We start from the raw sequence: 19357 nt of genomic DNA, 5'->3' as shown, positions 1-19357 counted from the left end.
CTGTGGCCCGTTGTCTTTCGGGATCCGACGACTTACCGAACGGGCGTTCCGGTAGTCAAACGACGTCCTGCTCAAAAGGACTCGCCGGGCGCGCCCGCACGCGCGATGGCTACGTTCGGGCAATGCTCAAACCGCGGCTCGGTGTGCGGACCCGGATTCTGGCCATCGCGCTCGTGCCGAGCCTGGCCCTGGCCGGCATCGGGATCAGCGCGACCGGTGTCCTCATCGACCACTCCGACAATGCCCGGACCTGGGCCGACGAATTGCGCGACGGGATCGGGCCGACCCGCGAGATGATCGCCGCGGTGCAGCTGGAACGGCGGATCACGTTGTGGCGCAATGCCGGAATGGCCACCGACGTGCGGGAGCTGACGGCGGCGCGGGCGCGGCTGGACGAGGCGCTGCGTGGGCTCGCCCCGGCGCAGTCGCGGCTGTCGGATCTGGGGCCGCAGTCGATGAAGGACAGCACCGAGGCGATGGGCGGGCTGGGGCGGCAGCTGGCCACCATTCGCGCGGGGATCGACGCGGGCACGCTGCCCGTCGAGGACGCGTACCAGTTCTACAGCGGCATGCCCAAACTCGTGCTCGCGGGCGTGCGGATCGCCGAACAGACCGCGCCCGACGCCGCCACCGCCAGTGAGCTCACCGAGGCCGAACAGGTGCTGCGCAGTCTGGAGGCGATGAGCCGGGTGACCGCGCTGGGGGCGACGCTGGTCGCCGACGAGGAATTGCCCGCCGCATTGGCCGCCGAGTACGTGCGCTTGGCCGGGTACTACCGGCTGCGCATCGAACAGTCCGTCGGCGACAGCGATTCCGATCAGGCCGCCTCGGCCAAGAAACTGGTCAGCGGGTCCGCGTGGCAGCAGCTGGGCGCGATGGAAGCCGTACTCACACAACGCACCCTGCCCCGCTCCCCCGGCGCCCGGACCTCCACGCTGCCGCTGACGGTGGCGGAATGGACGGCCGCCGCGGCGACGGTCGACCGGGAGCTGGCCGATCTGTGGCAGGCCCAGAACACCGAGGCCCAGCGCCTCGCCGGGGACGCCGCCGCCGACACCACTCGCCGATCGCTGCTGGCGGCGGCGGGCATGCTGATCGTGGCGCTGGGCGCGATCGCGGTGGCGCTGGTGCTGGCCAACCGGATCATCCAGCGGCTCACGCGATTGCGCGACCGCACGCTGGCGCTGGCCGACGAGCAATTGCCCGAGACCATGCGGCGGCTGGCGGCGGGCGAATCCGTCGACGACGAGCTGCAGGCGCCTCGAATGGATTTCGGCCGCGACGAAATCGGCCAGGTGGCCTCGGCTTTCGGGCACGCGCACGCGGCGGCGGTGACGGCGGCGGTCACCGAGGCCCGCACGCGCGAGGGCGTGCGGGCGGTGTTCCTGAACATCGCCCATCGCAGCCAGGTGGTGGTGCACCGGCAGCTCGAGCTGCTCGACGAAGCCGAATCCAGTCAAGAGGATCCGGCACTGCTGGAGACCTTCTTCCGGCTGGACCATCTCGCCACCCGGGAGCGGCGCAATGCCGAGAACCTGGTGATCCTCGCCGGTGGCCGGCCCGGCCGCCAGTGGCGCAATCCGGTGCCGCTGCTGGATCTGATCCGCAGCGCCGTCGGGGAGTCCATCGAGTACACGCGGGTGCGAACCGGGCGGGTGCCAACGGCTTTCGTGGCCGGTCCGGCCGTCGGCGACCTCATTCACCTGCTCGCCGAGCTGATCGACAACGCGGCGTCGTTCTCCCCGCCGCAGTCGCGGGTGGAGATCACCGGCAATACGGTCGGCCGCGGGGTCGCGATCGAGATCACCGATCAGGGCATGGGCATTCCCGACGCCGAGCTCGACCGAATCAATAGCCAGCTCAACGACCCCGCCGACTTCGGCATCACCACCCTGTCCCACGATTCCCGCCTCGGCGTCTTCGTGGTCTCGCAATTGGCCGCCCGCCACCGCATCTCGGTCCGGCTCGCCGAATCCGACTACGGCGGCATCCGCGCGATCATCCTGATCCCGGCCCAGCTCCTGGTCGAGGTGGCGTCGAGCCCGCGCGATCTGCTGCCCGCCTTGCAGCGCACCGACCTGGCATCGGCCGAGCACGACAGGTTCAAGCCGTCGCTGCCCAAGCGGCAGCGGCAAGCCAACCTCGCGCCGGAACTGGCGCACGACTCGGGCGCGAGCACGCCGCCCGCCCGCGGCGAAGTACCCGAGCGCGGTGCCGATCAGGCGCGGGATCTGTTCTCCGCCATCGAGAACGGCACCAGGCGCGCGCGGGAGAGCGATCCGGGCGCGGGTGGCGCGTTCGGCGGATGGACAGGAGAACTTGGGTGAACACCCATCATGCCGGTGATCTGGACTGGCTGCTGAACGATCTGGTGGAGAAGCTGGCGGGGGTGCGGCACGCCGTCGTGCATTCCACCGACGGCCTGCTGCTGGCCAATTCGTCGCGGATGAGCCGGGAGGACGCCGAGCATTTCTCGGCCATGTCCTGCACGCTCTACGGCCTGTCCCGCAGCGCCGGGCAGCGGTTCGACGGCGGCCGGGTGCGGCAGGCGGTGATCGAGCTGGATCACGCCGTGCTGTTCGTGACCGCGGCGGGTGACAACGCCTGCCTGGCACTGCAAACCACCGCCGACGCGAACCTGGGCATGGTCGCCTACGAGATGAACATGACGGTGCAGCGCGTCGGCGCCTTCCTGTCCACCGACGCCCGCCGCGGCGAATTCGGCTGAGCTCCAGCGACTTCCGAGCTATCGTGAAGAACTGATCGTCATTCCGGAACATGCATGAATCGACTTGTCAATCATGTTCCCGCTCAACGGGATCTCGCGCACGAGTGTTACATACGCACCGTTACGTTTTGGCGATGTTCAGAGCGAGGCTCGGTGTCCGGACCCGTGTTCTCGCCATCGCACTCGTCCCGAGCCTCGCGCTGCTCGTGATCGGTGTGGGTGGCGCGGGATACCTCGTGGTCGAGGGCAGAAACGCGCGCGATTTCGCGGACGCGCTCAATGACGCCACCCCGCTCACCAAGGAATTGGTGGGCGCGGTGCAGCAGGAGCGCCAGATCACGCTGTCGCAGCTGGCCGGCGGCGACGCCAATCCGAAAGGCTTGGCGCAGGCCCGATTGCGGCTGGACAACGCGTTGCGCGGCATCGCCAAGACCACTCCGGACATGGAAGAGCTCGGCCCCGACGGCGTCAAGGGCGATGTCGGCGGCTTCCAGACCCTGACCAACGCGCTGGCGGGTGTGCGCACCCAGATCGACGGCAACGCACTGCAGATGACCGAGGCGTACAGCTTCTACGGCCACCTGCTCGACCTGGTGTCGGTCGGCACCAAGGCCGTCACCGGCGCGGCCCCGAACCCGGAGACCGCGGTCGAGATCGGCGAGACCCTCGAGATCGTCTCCGCCTCCGAAATGCTCTCCCGCGCCGCCGCGCTGGCCGAGGTGCTGATCAACAACGGCGTGCTGCCCCCGGAACTGGCGATCGAATTCGCCCGCCTGGTCGGCGCCTACCGGGTGAACGTCGAAGCCCTGGTCGCCGACGAGGACAACAAGAACTCCGACTACGCCAAGGCGGTGACCGGCAGCCCCAACTGGACCAAGCTGGTCATGATGGAGAACTCGCTGCTGGCCCGCGCGATGGATCCCATCACCGCCGCGCCGGTCAAGGCCGGAACCACCCGCGAGCCCGCGCCTTTGACGTTCACCGACCAGGAGTGGCAGGAAACGGTCGCGCAGGTCAACAAGTCGCTGCTGGAATTCTGGGACGGGCAGAGCAAGTACGCGCAGGGCCTGGCCGCCGACGCCGCCGATCGCAATGCCACCGATTCGGCGCTGGCCGGTGCGGGCATGCTCGCGGTCTCGGTGTCCGCGTTCCTGGTCGCGCTGCTGCTGGCCAACCGGATCATCCGGCGGCTCAAGCGGCTTCGCGACCAGACCATGCAGCTCGCGGACGAGAACCTGCCGCAGATGATGGCCAAGCTGAGCGAAGGCCAGACCGTCGACGCCGCCGCCGAGACCCCCGTGCTGGACTTCGGCGCGGACGAGATCGGCCAGGTGGCCAAGGCGTTCACGCACGCGCACGCCGCCGCGGTCGAGGCCGCCATCACCGAAGCCCGCACCCGCGAGGGCGTGAAGGCGGTGTTCCTCAATATCGCCCACCGCAGCCAGGTGGTGGTGCACCGCCAGCTCGAGGTGCTCGACGAGGCCGAGTCCAAGCAGGAGGATCCGGCGCTGCTGGAGATCTTCTTCCGGCTCGATCACCTCGCCACCCGTGAACGCCGCAATGCCGAGAACCTGATCATTCTGGCCGGCGGGCAGCCGGGCCGGCAGTGGCGCAATCCGGTGGCGCTGGTCGAGGTGGTGCGCTCGGGTGTCGGTGAGGCGCTGGACTACACGCGCGTCAAGATCGCCCGCCTGCCCGAGATCGCCGTCGCCGGCACCGCGGTCGCCGACCTCGTGCACCTGGTGGCCGAGCTGGTCGACAATGCCGCCCACTTCTCGCCGCCGCAGTCGCAGGTCGAGGTGCGCGGCAATGTGGTCGGCAAGGGCGTGGCCATCGAGATCGTCGATCAGGGCATGGGCATTCCCGAGGCGGATATGGCGCGGATCAACGACATGCTGCGCAATCCACCGGATTTCGGCGTCAACACCCTGTCCGAGGATTCCCGCCTCGGCATGTTCGTGGTCGCGCGGCTGGCGCAGCGCAACGGTATCTCGGTGCGGCTCACCGAATCCGATTACGGCGGCGTGCGGGCCATCGTGCTGGTGCCGAACACGCTCACCGTGGCCGCCGGGCGCACCGGTGAGATCCCGGTGGTGCCGCGGCGACCCGAACCGGTCGCTCCCGAGCCCCGGCAATTGGAATCCGCGCGCCAGGTCATCGAGGCCCTGCCGCCGGTTCCGGCCGCCCCCGAATTCCCGGAGCGCCAGATGTCCTTCGAGACGCCACGGCCGTTCGAGCCGTTCAAATCGTTCGAGGCCCCGCGCAGTTTCGAGCCCGCCGAGCCCGAGCGCTACGAGCCGCCGGTCGATCCGAGGGCCGCCCGCGCGCAACAAGTTTCGGCCCAGCAACCGGAAATCGAGTTCCGCCCGCGCGAACGCGATCGCTCCCAGTACACTGGCTCCGACGTCCGGCCCGCGCTTCCGCGTAGGCGCCGGCAGGCAAGTCTCGCACCGGAATTGGCGCAGGAGAAGACGGCGCCCGAGGCGCCTGCCCAATCCTCCCGGACGGCCGAGCAGGCCCGAGACCTCATGTCCGCCATCGAAAACGGAACCAGGCAGGGCCGCCGGGCCGATCCCGGTGCTTTCGGGCCTGAGTCAGGTTCTTACTCAGACCGACAGGAAGGCGACGGTGACCACCTCCAACGCTGGTGATCTCAACTGGCTACTCGACGATCTGGTGGATCGGCTCGCGGGTGTCCGGCACGCCGTGGTGCATTCCACCGACGGATTGCTGCTGGGCCGCTCCACGGCCATGAGCCGGGAGGACGCCGAGCATTTCGGCGCCATGTCCTCCACGCTCTACGGTCTGGCGCGCAGCGCCGGCACCCGGTTCGACGGCGGCGGCGTGCGCCAGGCGGTCATCGAACTGGACCGGGCGGTGCTGTTCGTGACGGCCGCCGGCAGCCACGCCTGCCTCGCCCTGCAGGCCAGCGACTCGGCCAATCTCGGCATGGTCGCCTATGAAATGAACCTGACCGTGCAGCGGGTCGGTAACTATCTGTCCACCACACCGCGCCAGAACCTGGCCGGACAAGGGAATCCTCGATTGTCATGATGCCGCGGCCGGGGGAACACCAATGGTTCGATGACGCGGCCGGTCCGCTCGTGCGCCCCTATGCACGGACCGGTGGCAGGACCATGGGCGCGGGACACGATCTGGACATGCTGACGGTGGTGGTGGTGCCCAACGCCGCCCCGCCGCTGCGGCGTGTCGAACCCGAATACGCGGATATCGTGCGGCTGTGCCGCCTGCCGTTGTCGGTGGCCGAGGTATCGGCCGCCATCCGGCTCCCGCTGGCGGTGACGAAAATCCTTGTCGGGGACCTCATCTCGGACAATATCCTCAACTTCCGCGCGCCCGTCTCCCCGGAGGCGGCGCCCGGTGACCTCAACATTCTGCGAGCTGTACTCGATGGCATCCGAAAACTTTGACAATGCGCGCCCGCTGGCCGCCTCGGTGAAGATCCTCATCGCGGGCGGTTTCGGCGTGGGCAAGACGACCATGGTGTCGGCGATCAGTGAGATCACGCCGCTGCGCACCGAAGAACTCATCACCGAAATGTCCACCGGCGTGGACGATCTGCGCGGCGTGGAGGGTAAGACCACCACCACCGTCGCCCTGGATTTCGGTCGTATCACCATCGACCAGAACCTGGTCCTGTACCTCTTCGGTACGCCCGGCCAGGACCGATTCTGGTTCCTCTGGGACGAATTGGCCCGCGGCGCCCTCGGCGCGGTGGTCCTCGCCGACACCCGCCGCCTCGAAGGCTCCTTCGCCGCGATCGACTTCTTCGAGCGCCGCGGCGTGGCTTTCACCGTGGCGGTCAACTGCTTCGAAGGGGCCCCGCTCTACACCCCGGTCGAAGTACGCGACGCCCTCGACCTGGACGAGCACATCCCGGTCCTGCTCTGCGACGCCCGCGACCGCGGCTCGGCCAAGAACGTACTCATGACCCTGGTCGAGTACCTCATCGAGCGAGCCGCCGGCGGCGCTCGGGTATAGCCGGGCCTTTCCGCAGCGCGAGCGTGCCCGCACCGACTCTTCGGTGCGGGCACGCTCGTTTTTCGCGTTCAGGGCGGTTCGCAATGCTCCGGCCGGACGTCCCTAATTTCGTGATTGAATTATCACGATACTGCTGTCACGATATTCGAGAGGTGGGATTCGCCTCTCGGACAAGGGAGTTCTGTCATGGCGGCCAGCATCGAACGCGCACTCGGCATCGCGAATCAGCACCTGGTGAAGGACCCGAAGCGGGTCGCGGCGGTGCGGTCCGCGCCCCGGCCCGACAACGGCTTCTACGGGCCGGACTCGGTGACCTGGCGGATGATGGACCATCCGCTGAGCCTGGTGCTTGCCATCCTGCGGGGGGCCGTCGAAGTGCTGTTCGATCCAGCCGTGGCGGAATCGGTCTCGACGCACAGCGTCATGCGCACCCGGCCGCTGACCCGGGCGCGGCGCTCGATCACCTTCTTCCAGATGGCGGCCTTCGGCGACAGCGAATCGGCGATCCGGGCCGGGCGCACGCTGTACCGGGTGCATTCGCACATCAACGGGGTCGATCCGATCAGCGGACAGGAGTACCACGGCACCGACCTGGACATGGCGCTGTGGACGCACGCACTCGGGCTGGTCAGCATCGTCGAGTGCTACGGACAGTTCGGCTCCGGCCTGAGCCCGGCCGAACAGGACGAATTCGTCCGGGAGAACGTGCCTTTCGCGCAACTGGTGGGCGTCGCGCCGGAGGATGCGCCCCGGACGCTGGCCGAATGCCGGGCCATCGCCGAGAGCTGGTATCCGCGAATGGCCTTGGGACTCAAAGGGCGCGCCAATGTGGACTTCCTGCTCCGCTCCCCCGTCACCCCGGCCTGGCCGATGCTGGTGGCCAGTCCCGCGCTGCGCGTGGTGGCCGTCGCGTTCGCCCGCAATCTCGCCCCGGAACTGCGGGACATCGCCGGCTTCCACCCGTCCGAACTGAGCATCCGGCTGGCCGAGGCCGCCGTGCGCGCGGCCACCCGGTTGCTCGCCTTCCCCGGCCGCAGCGGGGCCGCCATGCTGGTCAGCCCCGAGGGGTACGGCATGATGCTCAATGCCTGGGACGCCGATCCCGCACTGCCGCTGGCGGATCCGGCCATTCGCGCCGACCTGCACCTGCGGGTGCGGCAGGCCGGGGCCGGATCGAAGTTCTCCGATCTGGAGCATTCGCCGTTCGTCCACGACCAGGCCGCCACCCTGGCCTGACGCCCGCCTCGCGGCGGCTGGGCTCGGCGCGGGCGGTCGGATATCCTCACCGGATGACCGCCGACGCCGAGCCTCTCCGCAAACGCGGCCGTCCCCGCGCCACCGCCGAGGAGATCGAAGCGCGCCGCCGGAAACTGGTGGTAGCCGCCTACGAGGTGTTCCTCGACAAGGGCTATCACGCCACCGTCATCGCCGACATCTCCGCGCACGCCGGCCTGGGCTTCGGCACCTTCTACAAGGCCTTCGACAGCAAACGCCAGATCCTCGACGCCGTCATCGATTACGGCGTCGACCAGCTGCTCGCCGAAATCCTCACCCCCGGCCTGGTCACCGACGCCACCACCGTCGCCGAATTCGAAGACCAGTTCCGCACCGTCGGCTCGCGCATCAACACCGTGTTCGCCGAGCATCCGCGCCTCGCGAAATTCCTTGCCCTGGAAGCCACCACCATCGACGACGAACTCACCACCCGCTGGTTCGGCCTCGTCGACTACGCCACCTCCCTGGTCGCCGGCTACCTCACCCGCGCCGCCGACCAGGGCCTGCTGCGCCGCGACTTCGAGCTCGAGCACACCGCACGCGCCATCGTCGGCATCATCCTCATGGGCATCCTCGACGCCGCCCGCGGCGCCGGCTCCCCGAACCCCGACGCCTACATCCACTCCGCCGTCGCCATGATCACCGCCGGCCTCCGCTCGACCTGAGCACGCACCGAATCATTGCGGCTGGGCCGAGCGAGACGCGCCGCGATAGCGACCGGGGGTGGTGCCCATGACGGCGGTGAAGGCGGCGATGAAGCCGCTGGGGTTCGACCAGCCGCAGGCGTGGGCGACGCGGGTGGTGTCGTGGCCGGCCGCGAGGAGGACGAGGGCGTGGTGGATGCGGAGCTGGGTGCGCCACTCGTAGAAGGTCATGCCGAGTTCGGTGTGGAACAGGCGGCTGAGGGTGCGGGGGCTGGCGCCGACCTGCTGCCCGAGATCGGCCAAAGGTGTGTTGTCGCCGAGGTGTTCGTACAGCAGGCGGGCGATGGCGCGGAGGCGGTCGTCTCGGGGTTCGGGGAGTTGTAGTGGCTGTTCGGAGGCTTCGCGGAGTTCGTCGACGAGCACGCGGCGCAATCGCGCCCGGGCGGCGGGGTCGGCTTCGCGTTCGAGATTGCGTGGGCCGGTGAGGGTGAGCAGGAGTTCGCGGGCCAGGGCGGAGGCCAGGAACACCGCCGGACGGTCCGGTATCAGGCGGGTAAGCGCCGGTGGGAGGAATTCGATGCGCATATCGGTGTGACCGTGCGCTCGGTGATAGTGCGTGAAACCGGCCGGTGTCCAGGCGATTCGGTTGGCGGGCACGATCGAGGTCCCGTGCTCGGTGTGTACCGACAGGACGCCGCGGGCCGCGTACACCAGATGCCCGCGGTCGTGGGCATGCGCCGAACTGGTGCCGCCGGACGGCCACAGGTGCATCCCGCCGGAGGGCCACAGCCGGGAAGTGGTCGCCGCCGGGACAGGTTGGCGGGCATCGGGCATAACTTGGCTTTCTATCGGTGTTCGGCCACGGTGCTGCCCGACAAGAGTAGATGCCATGCGCGAGAACCTGAATACGACGATGCGAGCGGCGGTCTGCACCCGGGCGGGCGATCCCGAGGTGCTCGAGATTCACGAGCTCCCGATCCCGGCGGTGCGGGCGGGCTGGACACTGGTGCGGGTGCGCGCGGCCGGGCTGAATCGTTCGGAACTGCGGACCCGCCAAGGGCATTCACCGAGCGTGGTCTTTCCCCGCGTGCTCGGCATCGAATGCGTGGGCACCGTGGCGGTATCGACCGATCCGGCGCTCCCCGAAGGCACGACGGTCGCGGCGGTGATGGGCGAGATGGGCCGCGCGTTCGACGGCGGCTACGCCGAATACGCCCTGTTGCCCACCGCCCTGCTCATGCCGATCACCACCACCCTGCCGTGGGAAACGCTCGCGTCCCTCCCCGAGACCTACCTGACCGCCCAAGGCGCTCTGGACGCCTTGGGTATCGAACCGGATTCCAAGGGCCGGTTGCTGATCCGGGGCGGCACCGCATCGGTCGGCTTGGCCGCCGCGACGATCGCCGCCGCCGCCGGCCTCGAGGTCGCGGCCACCACCCGCCAGCCCGCCAAATCGAGCACGCTGACCGCCGCCGGAGTCACCCACGTCCTCCCCGGCGCACCGGCGCCGGACCTGCGCGAGATCTGGCCCGACGGCCCGGACTACGTACTCGACCTGGTCGGCACCGACTCGCTGGCGGAATCGCTCCGCCTGGTCCGGCGCGGCGGAACCGTATGCATGGCAGGCTCGCTCAGCGGCTGGCTGCTCCCCGGCTTCGAGCCGATCGCCATGATCCCGTCCGGCACCAGACTCACCGCCTTCCACAGCGACGACTACAAGGGCAGCGCGGGCGCGCCGATCCTGCAGCGCGTCATCGACCAGGTCGAAGCCGGGGCCTATCAGCCGAACCTGGATCGCGTCTTCGCCCTCGCCGATATCGCCGCCGCCCATCGCTATATGGAGGAGAACCGAGCCACCGGCAAACTCGTCGTCGTGCCCTGACCGATGATGCCTAGTTGACGGTCGGCGTCAGTCCGCCGTCGATGCGCAGGTTCGCGCCGTTGATCGACGCCCCGTAGGGACTGGCCACGAACGCGACCAGCGCCGCGATCTCGGCGGGCTCGGCCAATCGATCCGAGGGGGCGGCCAGCGGCCCGTCCAGCAGTATGCGAGTCGCGGACTCGACATCCGGCAGCCCGTGCCCGGCGGCGAATCGCGCTGTCAGCTCCCGGAATCCAGCGGTGCGGGTCGGTCCCGGGCTGATGGTGTTCGCGGTGACGCCGGTCGCCGCCAGCTCCTTGGCCAGGCTGACGCTGAGGTTCGCCAGCGCGGCCTTGGCGGCGCTGTAGGCGGCCCGATCGGGCAGCGGGTTCGGGTTGGCGGCACTGCCGATCTGAATGATCCGCCCATATCCATGATTGCCGAAGTCCTCTGTGAGAGATCGCTTTTGGTAATAGCTTTGGCCAAAGCCATTGCCCAGAAAGTACGCTCGGGTCATGCTCGTGTCCAGAGATGACTGCTCGACCGCCCGCGCATCGGAATCGCCGCCGAGCCCGCAGGATTCGGTCGACCGCTTCGTGGACGCCTGGAGCCGGATCGATCCGGATCTCGATCTGTCGCCGCTGTCGGTGGTGCAACGCCTGGGCCGGGTCCGCCGCGCGCTCGAAGCCGGAATCGAAGCCACCTTCGCCGAATTCGGCCTCAACGGCCCCGATTACGTGGCGCTGGCGACCCTGCGGCAACTCGACGATCCGAACGGCGTCCCCCAGCGCCGGCTCATGCGCGAACTCGGCCTCACCTCGGGCACCATGAGCACCCGCGTGGATCGCCTTGCCGCACAAGACCTGGTGACCTGCACTTCCGATCCGCGCGACCGCCGCAATACCCTGGTCGCGCTCACCCCGGCCGGCCGTGCGCTCATGGATCGCGTCACCCCGGCCCACCTACGCGGTGAGGATCGCATGCTGGCCGCCTTGGATCCGCGCCAGCGCGAGATGCTCGCCGGTCTGCTCCGGCAGCTGCTCGTGTCCTACGAGGGTTCGGTGAGCGGTCCCGAATCACCCCGGCTGGGAATGACATTGGCGTCAGCGCATCGGGCCATGGAGGCGCGCCGGGCGGTCGGCCTGCCCGAGGTCACGGGACTGCTGGTCAAGGCGGTGGATCGCGACGGCTGGGCCGATCGCGCCGGGATCCGAACCGGAGACGTGCTGGTGCGCGCGGGCGGGCTCGAACTGCGGTCGGTCGGGGCGCTGCACGCCGCCCGGGACGCGGCGGACGGCGGAACACTGACGATATCCGGAATCCGGGGCGCCGACGCCCAGTTCGAAGTGGCACTCGATCTCGAAACTGCCGCGAGTGACCCGTACACCGGTATCGCCGTCGCCGAAACCCATCAGATCTGAGTCCGGAAACGGGAACGGGCGGCTCCGGCAACCGGAACCGCCCGATGCTTTTCGATCCGCTCAGTCCAACTCGACGTCGGCGAAGTCGCTGATCCAGCGATGCGGCGGACGCGGCGCATTGGGCTCACCCGGCCGCGTCACCCCGATGGCGGACCAACCGGCCGCCGCCGCGGCATCCACCTCGTCCGGGTGGTCGGACAGGAACAGGATGCTCTCGGCCGGCACCCCGATCGCGCTGGCGATCTTCTCGTACGACGAGGCTTCCCGCTTCGGCCCGGCGGTCGACAGATCGAAATGGCCGCTGATCAACGGCGACAGATCCCCGCCGCGCGCGAAGGCGAACCAATCCTTCTGATTGCGAACCGAACCCGACGAGTAGATGTACAGCTCCAGCCCGGCCGCCCGCCACGCCCGCAGCACCGGCGGAACATCCGGGAAGAACTCCCCGAACAGCGACCCGTTGCGGAACCCCTCGGCGCAGATGATGCCCTGCGCCGCCTTGAGCGGTTCGGACTTCACATCCGTGTTCAGCCAGTCGATGAGGATCGCGGCGACCTCGGCGGCATCGGCGTCCGGTCGCCCGGCCTGGACGCGAGTCGCCTCGATGATCGGTGCCCCCGCATCGCCCTGATGCTCGGCCAGCCACTGCGGCAATCGATCCCGCGTGTACCCGTACAGCTCCTCCCGCACCGAACTGGTCGGGCTGGTGGTGCCTTCGATGTCGAGAACGATCGCCTTGATCATGCCGCGGTCAACTCGTCGAGGGTCGGGAAACCGCTCGAGATCTTGTCACCGGTGAAATCGCCGATCCAGCCGTCCTCCTCCTCGAAGAACCGCACGGCCACGAACTCCGGCGTGGTGCCCATGTCGAACCAGTGCAGGGTGCCCGCCGGCACCGACACCAGATCGCCCGCGGTGCACACGGTCGCCAGCACCTCGTCACCCAGGTGCAGGTAGAAGCAGCCCTGTCCGGCGGCGAAGAACCGCACCTCGTCCTCGGCGTGCCGGTGCTCGTCGAGGAACTTGGTGCGCGCCCCGGCGGCCTTGGCGGGCCATTCCGGATCGGATTCGTCCGGGTGGATGCGGGCGACGTCGATGAACTTGTAGCGCCCGTCGGCATTCAATGCATCGATGCGCGTCTGGTATTCGGCCAGCAGGTCCTCGGTGGAGGTGGCGCCGGACAGCCCCTCGAGCAGCGGCCAACGCTCGAAGGTGATGCCGCGCTTGCCGAGCTCGGCGGCGATCTCGGCGTCGTCGCTGGTGCGCAGCTTGACGTCGGCGGCGTCCTGATCGTTCATGATCTGCAGCAGAGTCATCGTGGTTCCTTTCTCGGAACTAATTGTCGCCCACCGGAATCTCACGGTGCCCGGTCAATGTGGTCAGTTCGCAGATGCCTTCGAGGCATTCCGCACGGTCACGCGCCTGCGCCAGGCTCTCGCCCCACGCGGTGATGCCGTGCCCGGCGATGAACAGCACGGGCGGGGCATCGGGATGCTCGGTCAGGTACTTCTCGATGTCCTCGCCGATGCGCGGCACGTCCGCGTGATTCGGGAACACCGGAATGTCGATGGCGTCCGGGCGAATTCCGCCCAAGCCCTTGATCAGCTCATATCCGGAAAACCGCACAGTCTGCACATCAGCACTCGCTGCACCGACGGAGAGCGCGGTGGCATGTGGCGGGTGCACGTGCACCACGGCCTCGCTGCCGCGCGTGCGGTAAACGGCGGTGTGGATGGTGGTTTCGGCCGACGGGCGGCGACCGCCGGAGCGCACCGGCTGCGAGTCCGAGACGGCGACGGTGACCGTATCGGTCTCGGTCAGCTCGCCCTTGGACAGTCCGCTCGCGGTGATGACGGCCGTATCGCCCTGGCGCACCGAGATATTGCCCGCAGTGCCGGGCATCCATCCGTTCGCGTACAGATTCCGTGCGATGGCGGCGATTTCCCGCCCGGCGCGCAATGTTGCACCGTGTGCATGTCCGGCCAGTTCGGCGGGCGGTACCGCGCCGTCCGCGGCGGCGGCATCGACGAGTACGCCGTTCTCGGTGACGACGGCCGTCACCAGCTCGCCCGGCGTGACATCGAAGGCCGGGTTGAAGGTCTGCGTGCCCTCGGGAGCCGTTGTGACGCCGCCGAATCCGGTCACCTCGGCGGCCGCGCGCTGCTCCACCACGATGTCGCTGCCGCGCGCCGTCGAGATGTCACGTGTCGATTCGGGGGCGACCACGATGAACGGGATTCCGTGATGCTCGGCGGCCAGCGCCAGCATGTAGGTGCCGATCTTGTTGGCTACCGCGCCATCCGCGGTGATGCGGTCCGCGCCGACGATGACCGCGTCCACGTTCTCGGTGGCCATCGCCCAGGCGGCGGCGGAATCGATGGTGAGGCGGTGCGGGATACCGGCTTCGGCCATCTCCCACGCGGTGAGTCGCGCACCCTGCAACAGTGGGCGGGTCTCGTCCACGATCACCTCGGCGAGCTTGCCGCGCTGGTGCAGTACTCGCAGCGCACCGATCGCGGTGCCCCATGCGGTGGTCGCGAGGCGGCCGGTATTGCAGTGCGTGAGCAGACGCAAGGGTCGATCCGCGCACAGCTGCTCGAGCAGATCCGCCGCATGCGTGGCCGCGGCCAGATTGGTGCGCCCGTCCTCGGCCTGCATTTCCAGCGCTTCGTCCAGCACCGCCTGTACGCCCTCGGGCAGCTTGCTCAATGCGCGCTGCACGCCCCAGGCGAGGTTGACCGCAGTGGGCCGGGCATCGGCGATCCGCGTCGCCTCGGCAGTCACGGCCGCTGTATCCACGACTCCGTCGGCGCTGTTGGCGAGCGCGGCGATGACCACGCCGAACGCCCCCGACACTCCGATCGCCGGCGCGCCGCGAATGGCGAGCGTCTTGATCGCATCGATGACCTGATCGACCGTGGTGATCCGCAACTCCCGCAATTCCTGCGGCAATGCCCGCTGGTCGATGGTGACCAACGCACCGTCGTCCCACACGATCGAACTCTGATCCATCTAGGTTGTGTCCTCTTGACGCAGGTAATGGGGAGGCCGCCCGCCGGATGCGGGCACACGCCCACCGTATCGAACCCGGATCGCCGCGTGACCGGCAGGTTTCGGATCACCGGAATTCGAATCCCGAGGCGAACGGTCTGTCATCTCGTCGCCCCGCCCATACCGAAGTACCATTCCGGTATGGCTAGAGCGCGTCGCACCCGCAAGATCACAGTGTCGATGCCCGAGGAGATAGCCGCCACCCTCGACGATTGGCGCGCCACCGGCCGCATCGAATCCATCTCCTCCTTCGTGGCCGAATCCGTCCGAGCCCGGGTCAATCGCACCGAATCCCTCGCCAGACTCGAGAACGCGCTCGGCGGCCGCCCGCCCCTCGACCTGATCAACCGCGCCCGCGCCGTGCAGGGGCTACCCCCCTTACCCGAGAAGGAGGATCCCGGCGACCACGCCGGCGCGGCATGACCACCGCCGGCTCCACGCTGGGAGGCGTCGTCTTCGACACCGCCGCCCTCACCGCCTGGGCGCATCGGGTCGCCTACGTGCAATCCGTGGTCTGGGCTACCGCCGATGCCGGCCACACCATCATCGTCCCCGCGACCGCCCTCGCCGCCGCCCGGGCGCTCATTCCCGCCGGGCGTCTCGATATTCTCGCGGTGCTGCTCGATCTGCCCAATACGGTCATTCAGCCACTGGATCGCCCGGCCTCCGATCATCTCGGGGCCGCGTTGGCCGATCGGCCCGATGCCGATGCGCTCATCCCCGCCGGTCATGCCACCATCGAAGCGGTCAGCCGGGACTGGCCCTGTCTCACCGACCGTCCCGACACCCTCCGCAAACTGGACCCGCGGGTCCAAACCGACATTCTCCCTTAGGGATTCGGCCCCGCTCGTCGGTCACGCGCGGTCGTGCAGGGTGATGCGGTAGCCGTCGGGATCGGCGAAGGTGAACGTGCGGCCGAACGGGCCGTCGATCGGTTCGGCGACGATGGTGTGCCCGTCCGCCGCCAAAGCATCGTGAATGGCCTGAACGTCCGTGGCGTGCAGCCAGATCGCCGCGCCGATGCCCGGATATGCCGCCGATGCGAGGTCGGTGCCGGGGACGATGTCGCGCAGCGCGAACGCGATCGGCTTCGTCTCGAACACGACGGCGCGCGGCGGTCCGGCGGGTGAGCGAACCAGGCCCAGGTACTGCTCGTAGAACGCCTGCGAGGCGTCGAGATCGCGTACCTGCAGTGAAATGAAATCGGGACCGATTGCGGGCATTGTCCTGCTCCTTAGTCGTGTGTGTCAGTTTTCTGACATGCCCAAGGCTATGTCAGAATACTGACATGAGTCAAGAAGAGGCCGGCGTAGACCTGGACACATCCCTCGGCTACCTGCTGAAAGAGGCGTCCAGCGCCCTCCGCGCAGCCATGGAGGAAGTGCTGCGCCCGCTCGGCATGAACGTCACCCACTACGCCTGCCTCGAACTGCTCGCCCAACGCCCGGGCCTGTCGAACTCCGAACTGGCTCGCGGGGCCTTCGTGACCCGCCAAACCATGAACGTCCTGTTGCAAACCCTCGAACGCGAAGGTCATGTCACCAGGCCCGCCGCCGCCCCCGTCGGCAAAGTCCTCCCCACCCGCTTGACCCCCAAAGGTCGCCGCCACCTCGAAAAGGCCACCGCCGCAGTCCGATCCGTCGAGCTCAGAATGGTCGCCGACCTCACCGCCGCTGAACAGGCCGACGCCCTGCGAATCCTGCGCACCATGACCAACGCCCTCCGAGCCAACCCCGCCTAACTACTGGGCGGCGGCGAAAACCCCACCGGCCACTTGGTTTTCGCGTCGTACCGCACCCCATCGAACTGCACCCCCGCCAGCGTCGCCCCGGTGAGATCCGCACCATTCAGCGTCACCTGCCGCAACGTGGCCCCGGTCAGATCCGCCTCACTCAAATGCGCCCCGCTCAAATCCACATTATGAAACTCGGCCTGCCGCAAAACCGCCCCCTCCCACCCGGACCCATCCGCAGCACAATTACCGATCCGCGCCCCCTCGAGATTCGAATGCAAGAAACTCGCCCGAGTCAACCGCAACCCCGACAGCACACTCCTCCGCAAACTCGACCCACCCAACTGAGCATCCCCCAGATCAGTATTCGAGAACTTCACAGTAGTCAGATCATTCCCACCCAACTCCGCAAACGCCAACGAAGCCCCACTGAAATCGATGTACCCCACCCCCCGACGCTGCAACCGCACCCCCTCCTAACAGGTATAACTCAAATCCACCGCCTCATCAGCAAACTCCCCCAAATGGTTATACCGAACAACCAACGCCACCGCAGCCTTGAACTCCTCCCCCAACCGCGGCGGATTCAACGAATCACTCCCCCTCCCAGCACAATTCCGCGCCGTAATCACCACCCCCGGAACCCCACTATGATCCTGCTCCCGCAAGAACGCCGCCACCACAGAAACCACCTTGAACCGATCCCCCGGAAACTCCCCAGCAATCTGATCCAGCGAATAAATCGCCCCCAGCCGCCCTTGAGTCGTGGAATCCGTACCCCCAAGCACCTCCGCAGCCCGCGCAAACCGCTCCAGGGCCTGCTCTCGCCGCACCAGCTGATACTGCTGCCGACCGGACTCCTCAGCCAGCCGTAAACTCTGCGCGCCATACAAAACCGCAGCAATCGCTGTCACCACGGCAACGAACGGCAACACCCGCCCGGCCCACCCCGGCGAAGCCCACCCTCGCACCGCTCCAATCACCCGTGCACGCCACGGTTGTCCCCCAGACGGCCGCTGCAGGCGCATCGCACGCCCCCGTCCAGCCAACGGCGGCCGCCGCCGAGTGCGATTCGATCTCACCTATCGATCATCTTGCGCCACACCGACTTGCGCAGCCTTATCGAACGACCGGGGCCGCCCCCGACCTCCAGTCATCCACCCGCCGCCGAATATTCCCGACCATCGGAAGCCCATCGATCTCCTCCGGCGCGAACCAAGCCACTTCGGTCGACTCGTCGGACACCGCAATCGACCCCCCAACCGGCCTGCCCAACAGGCAAATCGAGAACTCCTGCCGCACCTCACCATCGTCATACGCGAACACATGCCCCGGGTCGGTATACGTCCCCACAATCCCGACGATCTCGATATCGATCCCGGTCTCTTCCTTGGTCTCCCGAACCCCACACCCCGCCAGCGATTCCCCCAACTCCATCTTCCCGCCCGGCAACGCCCACATCCCGTTGTCCACCCGCCGCTGCAACAGCACGCGGCCGGCCCCATCCACAACAACTACGGACGCCGCGGGCACCAAGCTGTTCGGCGCCGGCGCGTCCGGATCATTCTGGTAGTCACGCCTTGCCATGCGGGTCGACCTCCCAGACGTTCCGGCCCCGGGACCAGAGTTCCTCGACATGCTCGGAGAACCGATCGAACATGCCGTCCGGATGCTCGCGCCGTAGGTGAAACATAGGTGAGTCGTGGCCGACTCGTCGCGCAAGGATCGGCGTCATGATCATGTCACTGTCGAATCGAAACACCGAGAGGTTGACATGGTCATCGGAAAATCTCGCTTCGATGCTCTCGACATCCTGAAGCTTTCGCAGCTCGGCAAGGGTCACCGCGATACGGGTGGAGAGTGTGAGCGGGACATTCTCTTCGCGCTCTCGCGCCAGCGTCGCTGCACTGGTCGGATCACCGACGAGAATCCGAATCCGACAGCCTGCTGCTGCTTTTCGCCTGAGCAGGGCAGCCAGATTCGCTTGCTCCAGCCAGAGGAAGTAGTTGGTGTATCCAGCGAAGGTGAGGTCCTGCTTGGCGTTCGTGATCAACGACCGCCACAGGGAAGCGGGGGCGGCGGATCGATATGGGAAGACCTGAACCACTTCTCGATCCGGGCCGACCTTGAGGGTTCGTTGGACAGCTGAAGGCCACAAGTCTGCTTCCTCCGCTTGTAGGTGTTCGCAGACCGCCCAGCGGTGACGGGCGTGCGGGACACGCGATTCATTGGTCACCCACCGAGTAACCGTTTTGACGTCGACTCCACACTTCTCGGCGAGTTGCTGCTCGGTGACCTTCGCTTTTGTCATCGCTTGTCGCAGGCCCTGATTCATCTTCCTCCTCAGCCGGGGACGTATCAGACCTTAGGACTCAGACGTCCCAAACGTCCTGGAAACGGGGTAGGAACGCCCCTTCGGTTGATCGACGCTGGTAGTGGCGGTTGCGGACTCGACAACGACAGGACACCGGTGGCGATCACGGACGACGGAAGGTTCGGGGCGATGGCGTTGACCGAGATCCAGGCACGGGTGCTGGGTGTACTGATCGCGACCCAGCCCGACTCGGCTATGACCGTCCGGCAGCTTGCCGCAAAGCTCGAGCTGGCGGCAGGGACGGTGCGCCGGGCGTTGGGCGGGCTGGC

Annotated in this window: 23 protein-coding genes; 13 read left to right on the top strand and 10 right to left on the bottom strand. The window is 67.8% G+C overall.

The window, feature by feature from the left end; all coding sequences use genetic code 11:
- Positions 1 to 122: 122 nt before the first annotated feature.
- The 8 genes from NY1_RS04950 (at position 123) to NY1_RS04915 (ending at position 8670) form a co-directional block, all read left to right on the top strand.
- Complete coding sequence (locus NY1_RS04950) at positions 123 to 2327, top strand: sensor histidine kinase (RefSeq protein ID WP_067708862.1); 2205 nt, start codon at positions 123 to 125, stop codon at positions 2325 to 2327.
- Complete coding sequence (locus NY1_RS04945) at positions 2324 to 2728, top strand: roadblock/LC7 domain-containing protein (RefSeq protein WP_067708861.1); 405 nt, start codon at positions 2324 to 2326, stop codon at positions 2726 to 2728. The genes NY1_RS04950 and NY1_RS04945 overlap by 4 nt, the downstream gene beginning before the upstream one ends.
- A gap of 134 nt (positions 2729 to 2862) precedes the next feature.
- Complete coding sequence (locus NY1_RS04940; protein ID WP_067708859.1) at positions 2863 to 5379, top strand: sensor histidine kinase; 2517 nt, start codon at positions 2863 to 2865, stop codon at positions 5377 to 5379.
- Positions 5357 to 5782: a roadblock/LC7 domain-containing protein gene (locus NY1_RS04935; RefSeq protein ID WP_067708857.1), complete on the top strand. Its 426-nt coding sequence runs from the start codon at positions 5357 to 5359 to the stop codon at positions 5780 to 5782. Before NY1_RS04940 ends, NY1_RS04935 begins: the two co-directional genes overlap by 23 nt.
- Positions 5782 to 6159, top strand: a complete 378-nt coding sequence (locus NY1_RS04930) for a DUF742 domain-containing protein (RefSeq protein ID WP_067708855.1) — start codon at positions 5782 to 5784, stop codon at positions 6157 to 6159. Before NY1_RS04935 ends, NY1_RS04930 begins: the two co-directional genes overlap by 1 nt.
- Positions 6140 to 6730, top strand: a complete 591-nt coding sequence (locus NY1_RS04925) for a GTP-binding protein (RefSeq protein ID WP_067708853.1) — start codon at positions 6140 to 6142, stop codon at positions 6728 to 6730. Before NY1_RS04930 ends, NY1_RS04925 begins: the two co-directional genes overlap by 20 nt.
- Positions 6731 to 6916: 186 nt before the next feature.
- Positions 6917 to 7966 carry an oxygenase MpaB family protein gene (locus NY1_RS04920; RefSeq protein ID WP_067708848.1) on the top strand — a complete coding sequence of 350 codons (1050 nt, stop codon included), beginning with the start codon at positions 6917 to 6919 and terminating at the stop codon, positions 7964 to 7966.
- Positions 7967 to 8019: 53 nt separating this feature from the next.
- Entirely contained in the window at positions 8020 to 8670 is a 651-nt protein-coding gene (locus tag NY1_RS04915) for a TetR/AcrR family transcriptional regulator (protein ID WP_067708846.1), read from the top strand.
- Between the two features lie 12 nt (positions 8671 to 8682).
- On the opposite strand, the gene NY1_RS04910 is transcribed toward NY1_RS04915, so the two are convergent.
- Positions 8683 to 9483, bottom strand: a complete 801-nt coding sequence (locus NY1_RS04910; protein WP_174567157.1) for an AraC family transcriptional regulator — start codon at positions 9481 to 9483, stop codon at positions 8683 to 8685.
- A gap of 55 nt (positions 9484 to 9538) precedes the next feature.
- Here NY1_RS04910 and NY1_RS04905 point away from each other — a divergent pair, with 55 nt between their 5' ends.
- Positions 9539 to 10531: a zinc-binding dehydrogenase gene (locus tag NY1_RS04905; protein WP_067708844.1), complete on the top strand. Its 993-nt coding sequence runs from the start codon at positions 9539 to 9541 to the stop codon at positions 10529 to 10531.
- Positions 10532 to 10541: 10 nt separating this feature from the next.
- Here the strand turns inward: NY1_RS04905 and NY1_RS04900 are convergent, their stop codons facing one another.
- Entirely contained in the window at positions 10542 to 11027 is a 486-nt protein-coding gene (locus NY1_RS04900) for an SDR family oxidoreductase (protein ID WP_084534651.1), read from the bottom strand.
- On the opposite strand from NY1_RS04900, the gene NY1_RS04895 reads away from it, so the two are divergent.
- Positions 11026 to 11931, top strand: a complete 906-nt coding sequence (locus NY1_RS04895; RefSeq protein ID WP_067708842.1) for a MarR family transcriptional regulator — start codon at positions 11026 to 11028, stop codon at positions 11929 to 11931. The two genes, NY1_RS04900 and NY1_RS04895, sit on opposite strands and share 2 nt — an antisense overlap.
- Positions 11932 to 11991: 60 nt before the next feature.
- On the opposite strand, the gene mtnC is transcribed toward NY1_RS04895, so the two are convergent.
- Genes mtnC through NY1_RS04880 form a run of 3 tightly spaced genes read right to left on the bottom strand, consistent with a single transcriptional unit; the run spans position 11992 to position 14943 of the window.
- Positions 11992 to 12675: an acireductone synthase gene (mtnC, locus tag NY1_RS04890; protein ID WP_067708841.1), complete on the bottom strand. Its 684-nt coding sequence runs from the start codon at positions 12673 to 12675 to the stop codon at positions 11992 to 11994.
- Positions 12672 to 13247 carry a 1,2-dihydroxy-3-keto-5-methylthiopentene dioxygenase gene (locus tag NY1_RS04885; RefSeq protein WP_067708833.1) on the bottom strand — a complete coding sequence of 192 codons (576 nt, stop codon included), beginning with the start codon at positions 13245 to 13247 and terminating at the stop codon, positions 12672 to 12674. The genes mtnC and NY1_RS04885 overlap by 4 nt, the downstream gene beginning before the upstream one ends.
- A gap of 19 nt (positions 13248 to 13266) precedes the next feature.
- Positions 13267 to 14943: a bifunctional S-methyl-5-thioribose-1-phosphate isomerase/methylthioribulose 1-phosphate dehydratase gene (locus tag NY1_RS04880; protein ID WP_067708830.1), complete on the bottom strand. Its 1677-nt coding sequence runs from the start codon at positions 14941 to 14943 to the stop codon at positions 13267 to 13269.
- 180 nt (positions 14944 to 15123) lie between these two features.
- Here NY1_RS04880 and NY1_RS04875 point away from each other — a divergent pair, with 180 nt between their 5' ends.
- Positions 15124 to 15405 carry a ribbon-helix-helix domain-containing protein gene (locus tag NY1_RS04875; RefSeq protein WP_157762040.1) on the top strand — a complete coding sequence of 94 codons (282 nt, stop codon included), beginning with the start codon at positions 15124 to 15126 and terminating at the stop codon, positions 15403 to 15405.
- Complete coding sequence (locus tag NY1_RS04870; protein ID WP_067708824.1) at positions 15402 to 15815, top strand: hypothetical protein; 414 nt, start codon at positions 15402 to 15404, stop codon at positions 15813 to 15815. The genes NY1_RS04875 and NY1_RS04870 overlap by 4 nt, the downstream gene beginning before the upstream one ends.
- Before the next feature lie 21 nt (positions 15816 to 15836).
- On the opposite strand, the gene NY1_RS04865 is transcribed toward NY1_RS04870, so the two are convergent.
- Positions 15837 to 16205: a VOC family protein gene (locus tag NY1_RS04865; protein WP_067708822.1), complete on the bottom strand. Its 369-nt coding sequence runs from the start codon at positions 16203 to 16205 to the stop codon at positions 15837 to 15839.
- 65 nt (positions 16206 to 16270) lie between these two features.
- Between NY1_RS04865 and NY1_RS04860 the strand changes: the two genes are divergently transcribed.
- Positions 16271 to 16723, top strand: a complete 453-nt coding sequence (locus tag NY1_RS04860) for a MarR family winged helix-turn-helix transcriptional regulator (protein ID WP_067708820.1) — start codon at positions 16271 to 16273, stop codon at positions 16721 to 16723.
- Here NY1_RS04860 and NY1_RS04855 read toward each other — a convergent pair.
- The 4 genes from NY1_RS04855 to NY1_RS04840 form a co-directional block, all read right to left on the bottom strand.
- Positions 16720 to 17163 carry a pentapeptide repeat-containing protein gene (locus NY1_RS04855; protein WP_067708818.1) on the bottom strand — a complete coding sequence of 148 codons (444 nt, stop codon included), beginning with the start codon at positions 17161 to 17163 and terminating at the stop codon, positions 16720 to 16722. The genes NY1_RS04860 and NY1_RS04855 overlap by 4 nt on opposite strands.
- A gap of 27 nt (positions 17164 to 17190) precedes the next feature.
- The gene (locus NY1_RS04850; RefSeq protein ID WP_067708816.1) at positions 17191 to 17649 is read right to left on the bottom strand and encodes a hypothetical protein; all 459 of its coding nucleotides are present in this window, start codon (positions 17647 to 17649) and stop codon (positions 17191 to 17193) included.
- A gap of 184 nt (positions 17650 to 17833) precedes the next feature.
- A complete protein-coding gene (locus tag NY1_RS04845) occupies positions 17834 to 18301 on the bottom strand; it encodes an NUDIX domain-containing protein (protein WP_067708813.1) in 468 nt (155 codons plus the stop codon).
- Positions 18288 to 19049, bottom strand: a complete 762-nt coding sequence (locus NY1_RS04840) for a DUF5919 domain-containing protein (RefSeq protein WP_067708811.1) — start codon at positions 19047 to 19049, stop codon at positions 18288 to 18290. Before NY1_RS04840 ends, NY1_RS04845 begins: the two co-directional genes overlap by 14 nt.
- Between the last annotated feature and the right edge of the window lie 308 nt (positions 19050 to 19357).

Origin of the sequence: Nocardia yamanashiensis NBRC 100130, from assembly GCF_001613325.1 — a bacterium.
Lineage (GTDB): Bacteria > Actinomycetota > Actinomycetes > Mycobacteriales > Mycobacteriaceae > Nocardia > Nocardia yamanashiensis.
The sequence above is the reverse complement of the archived record's forward strand: the minus strand, read 5'-3'. Positions and strand labels throughout refer to the sequence as shown.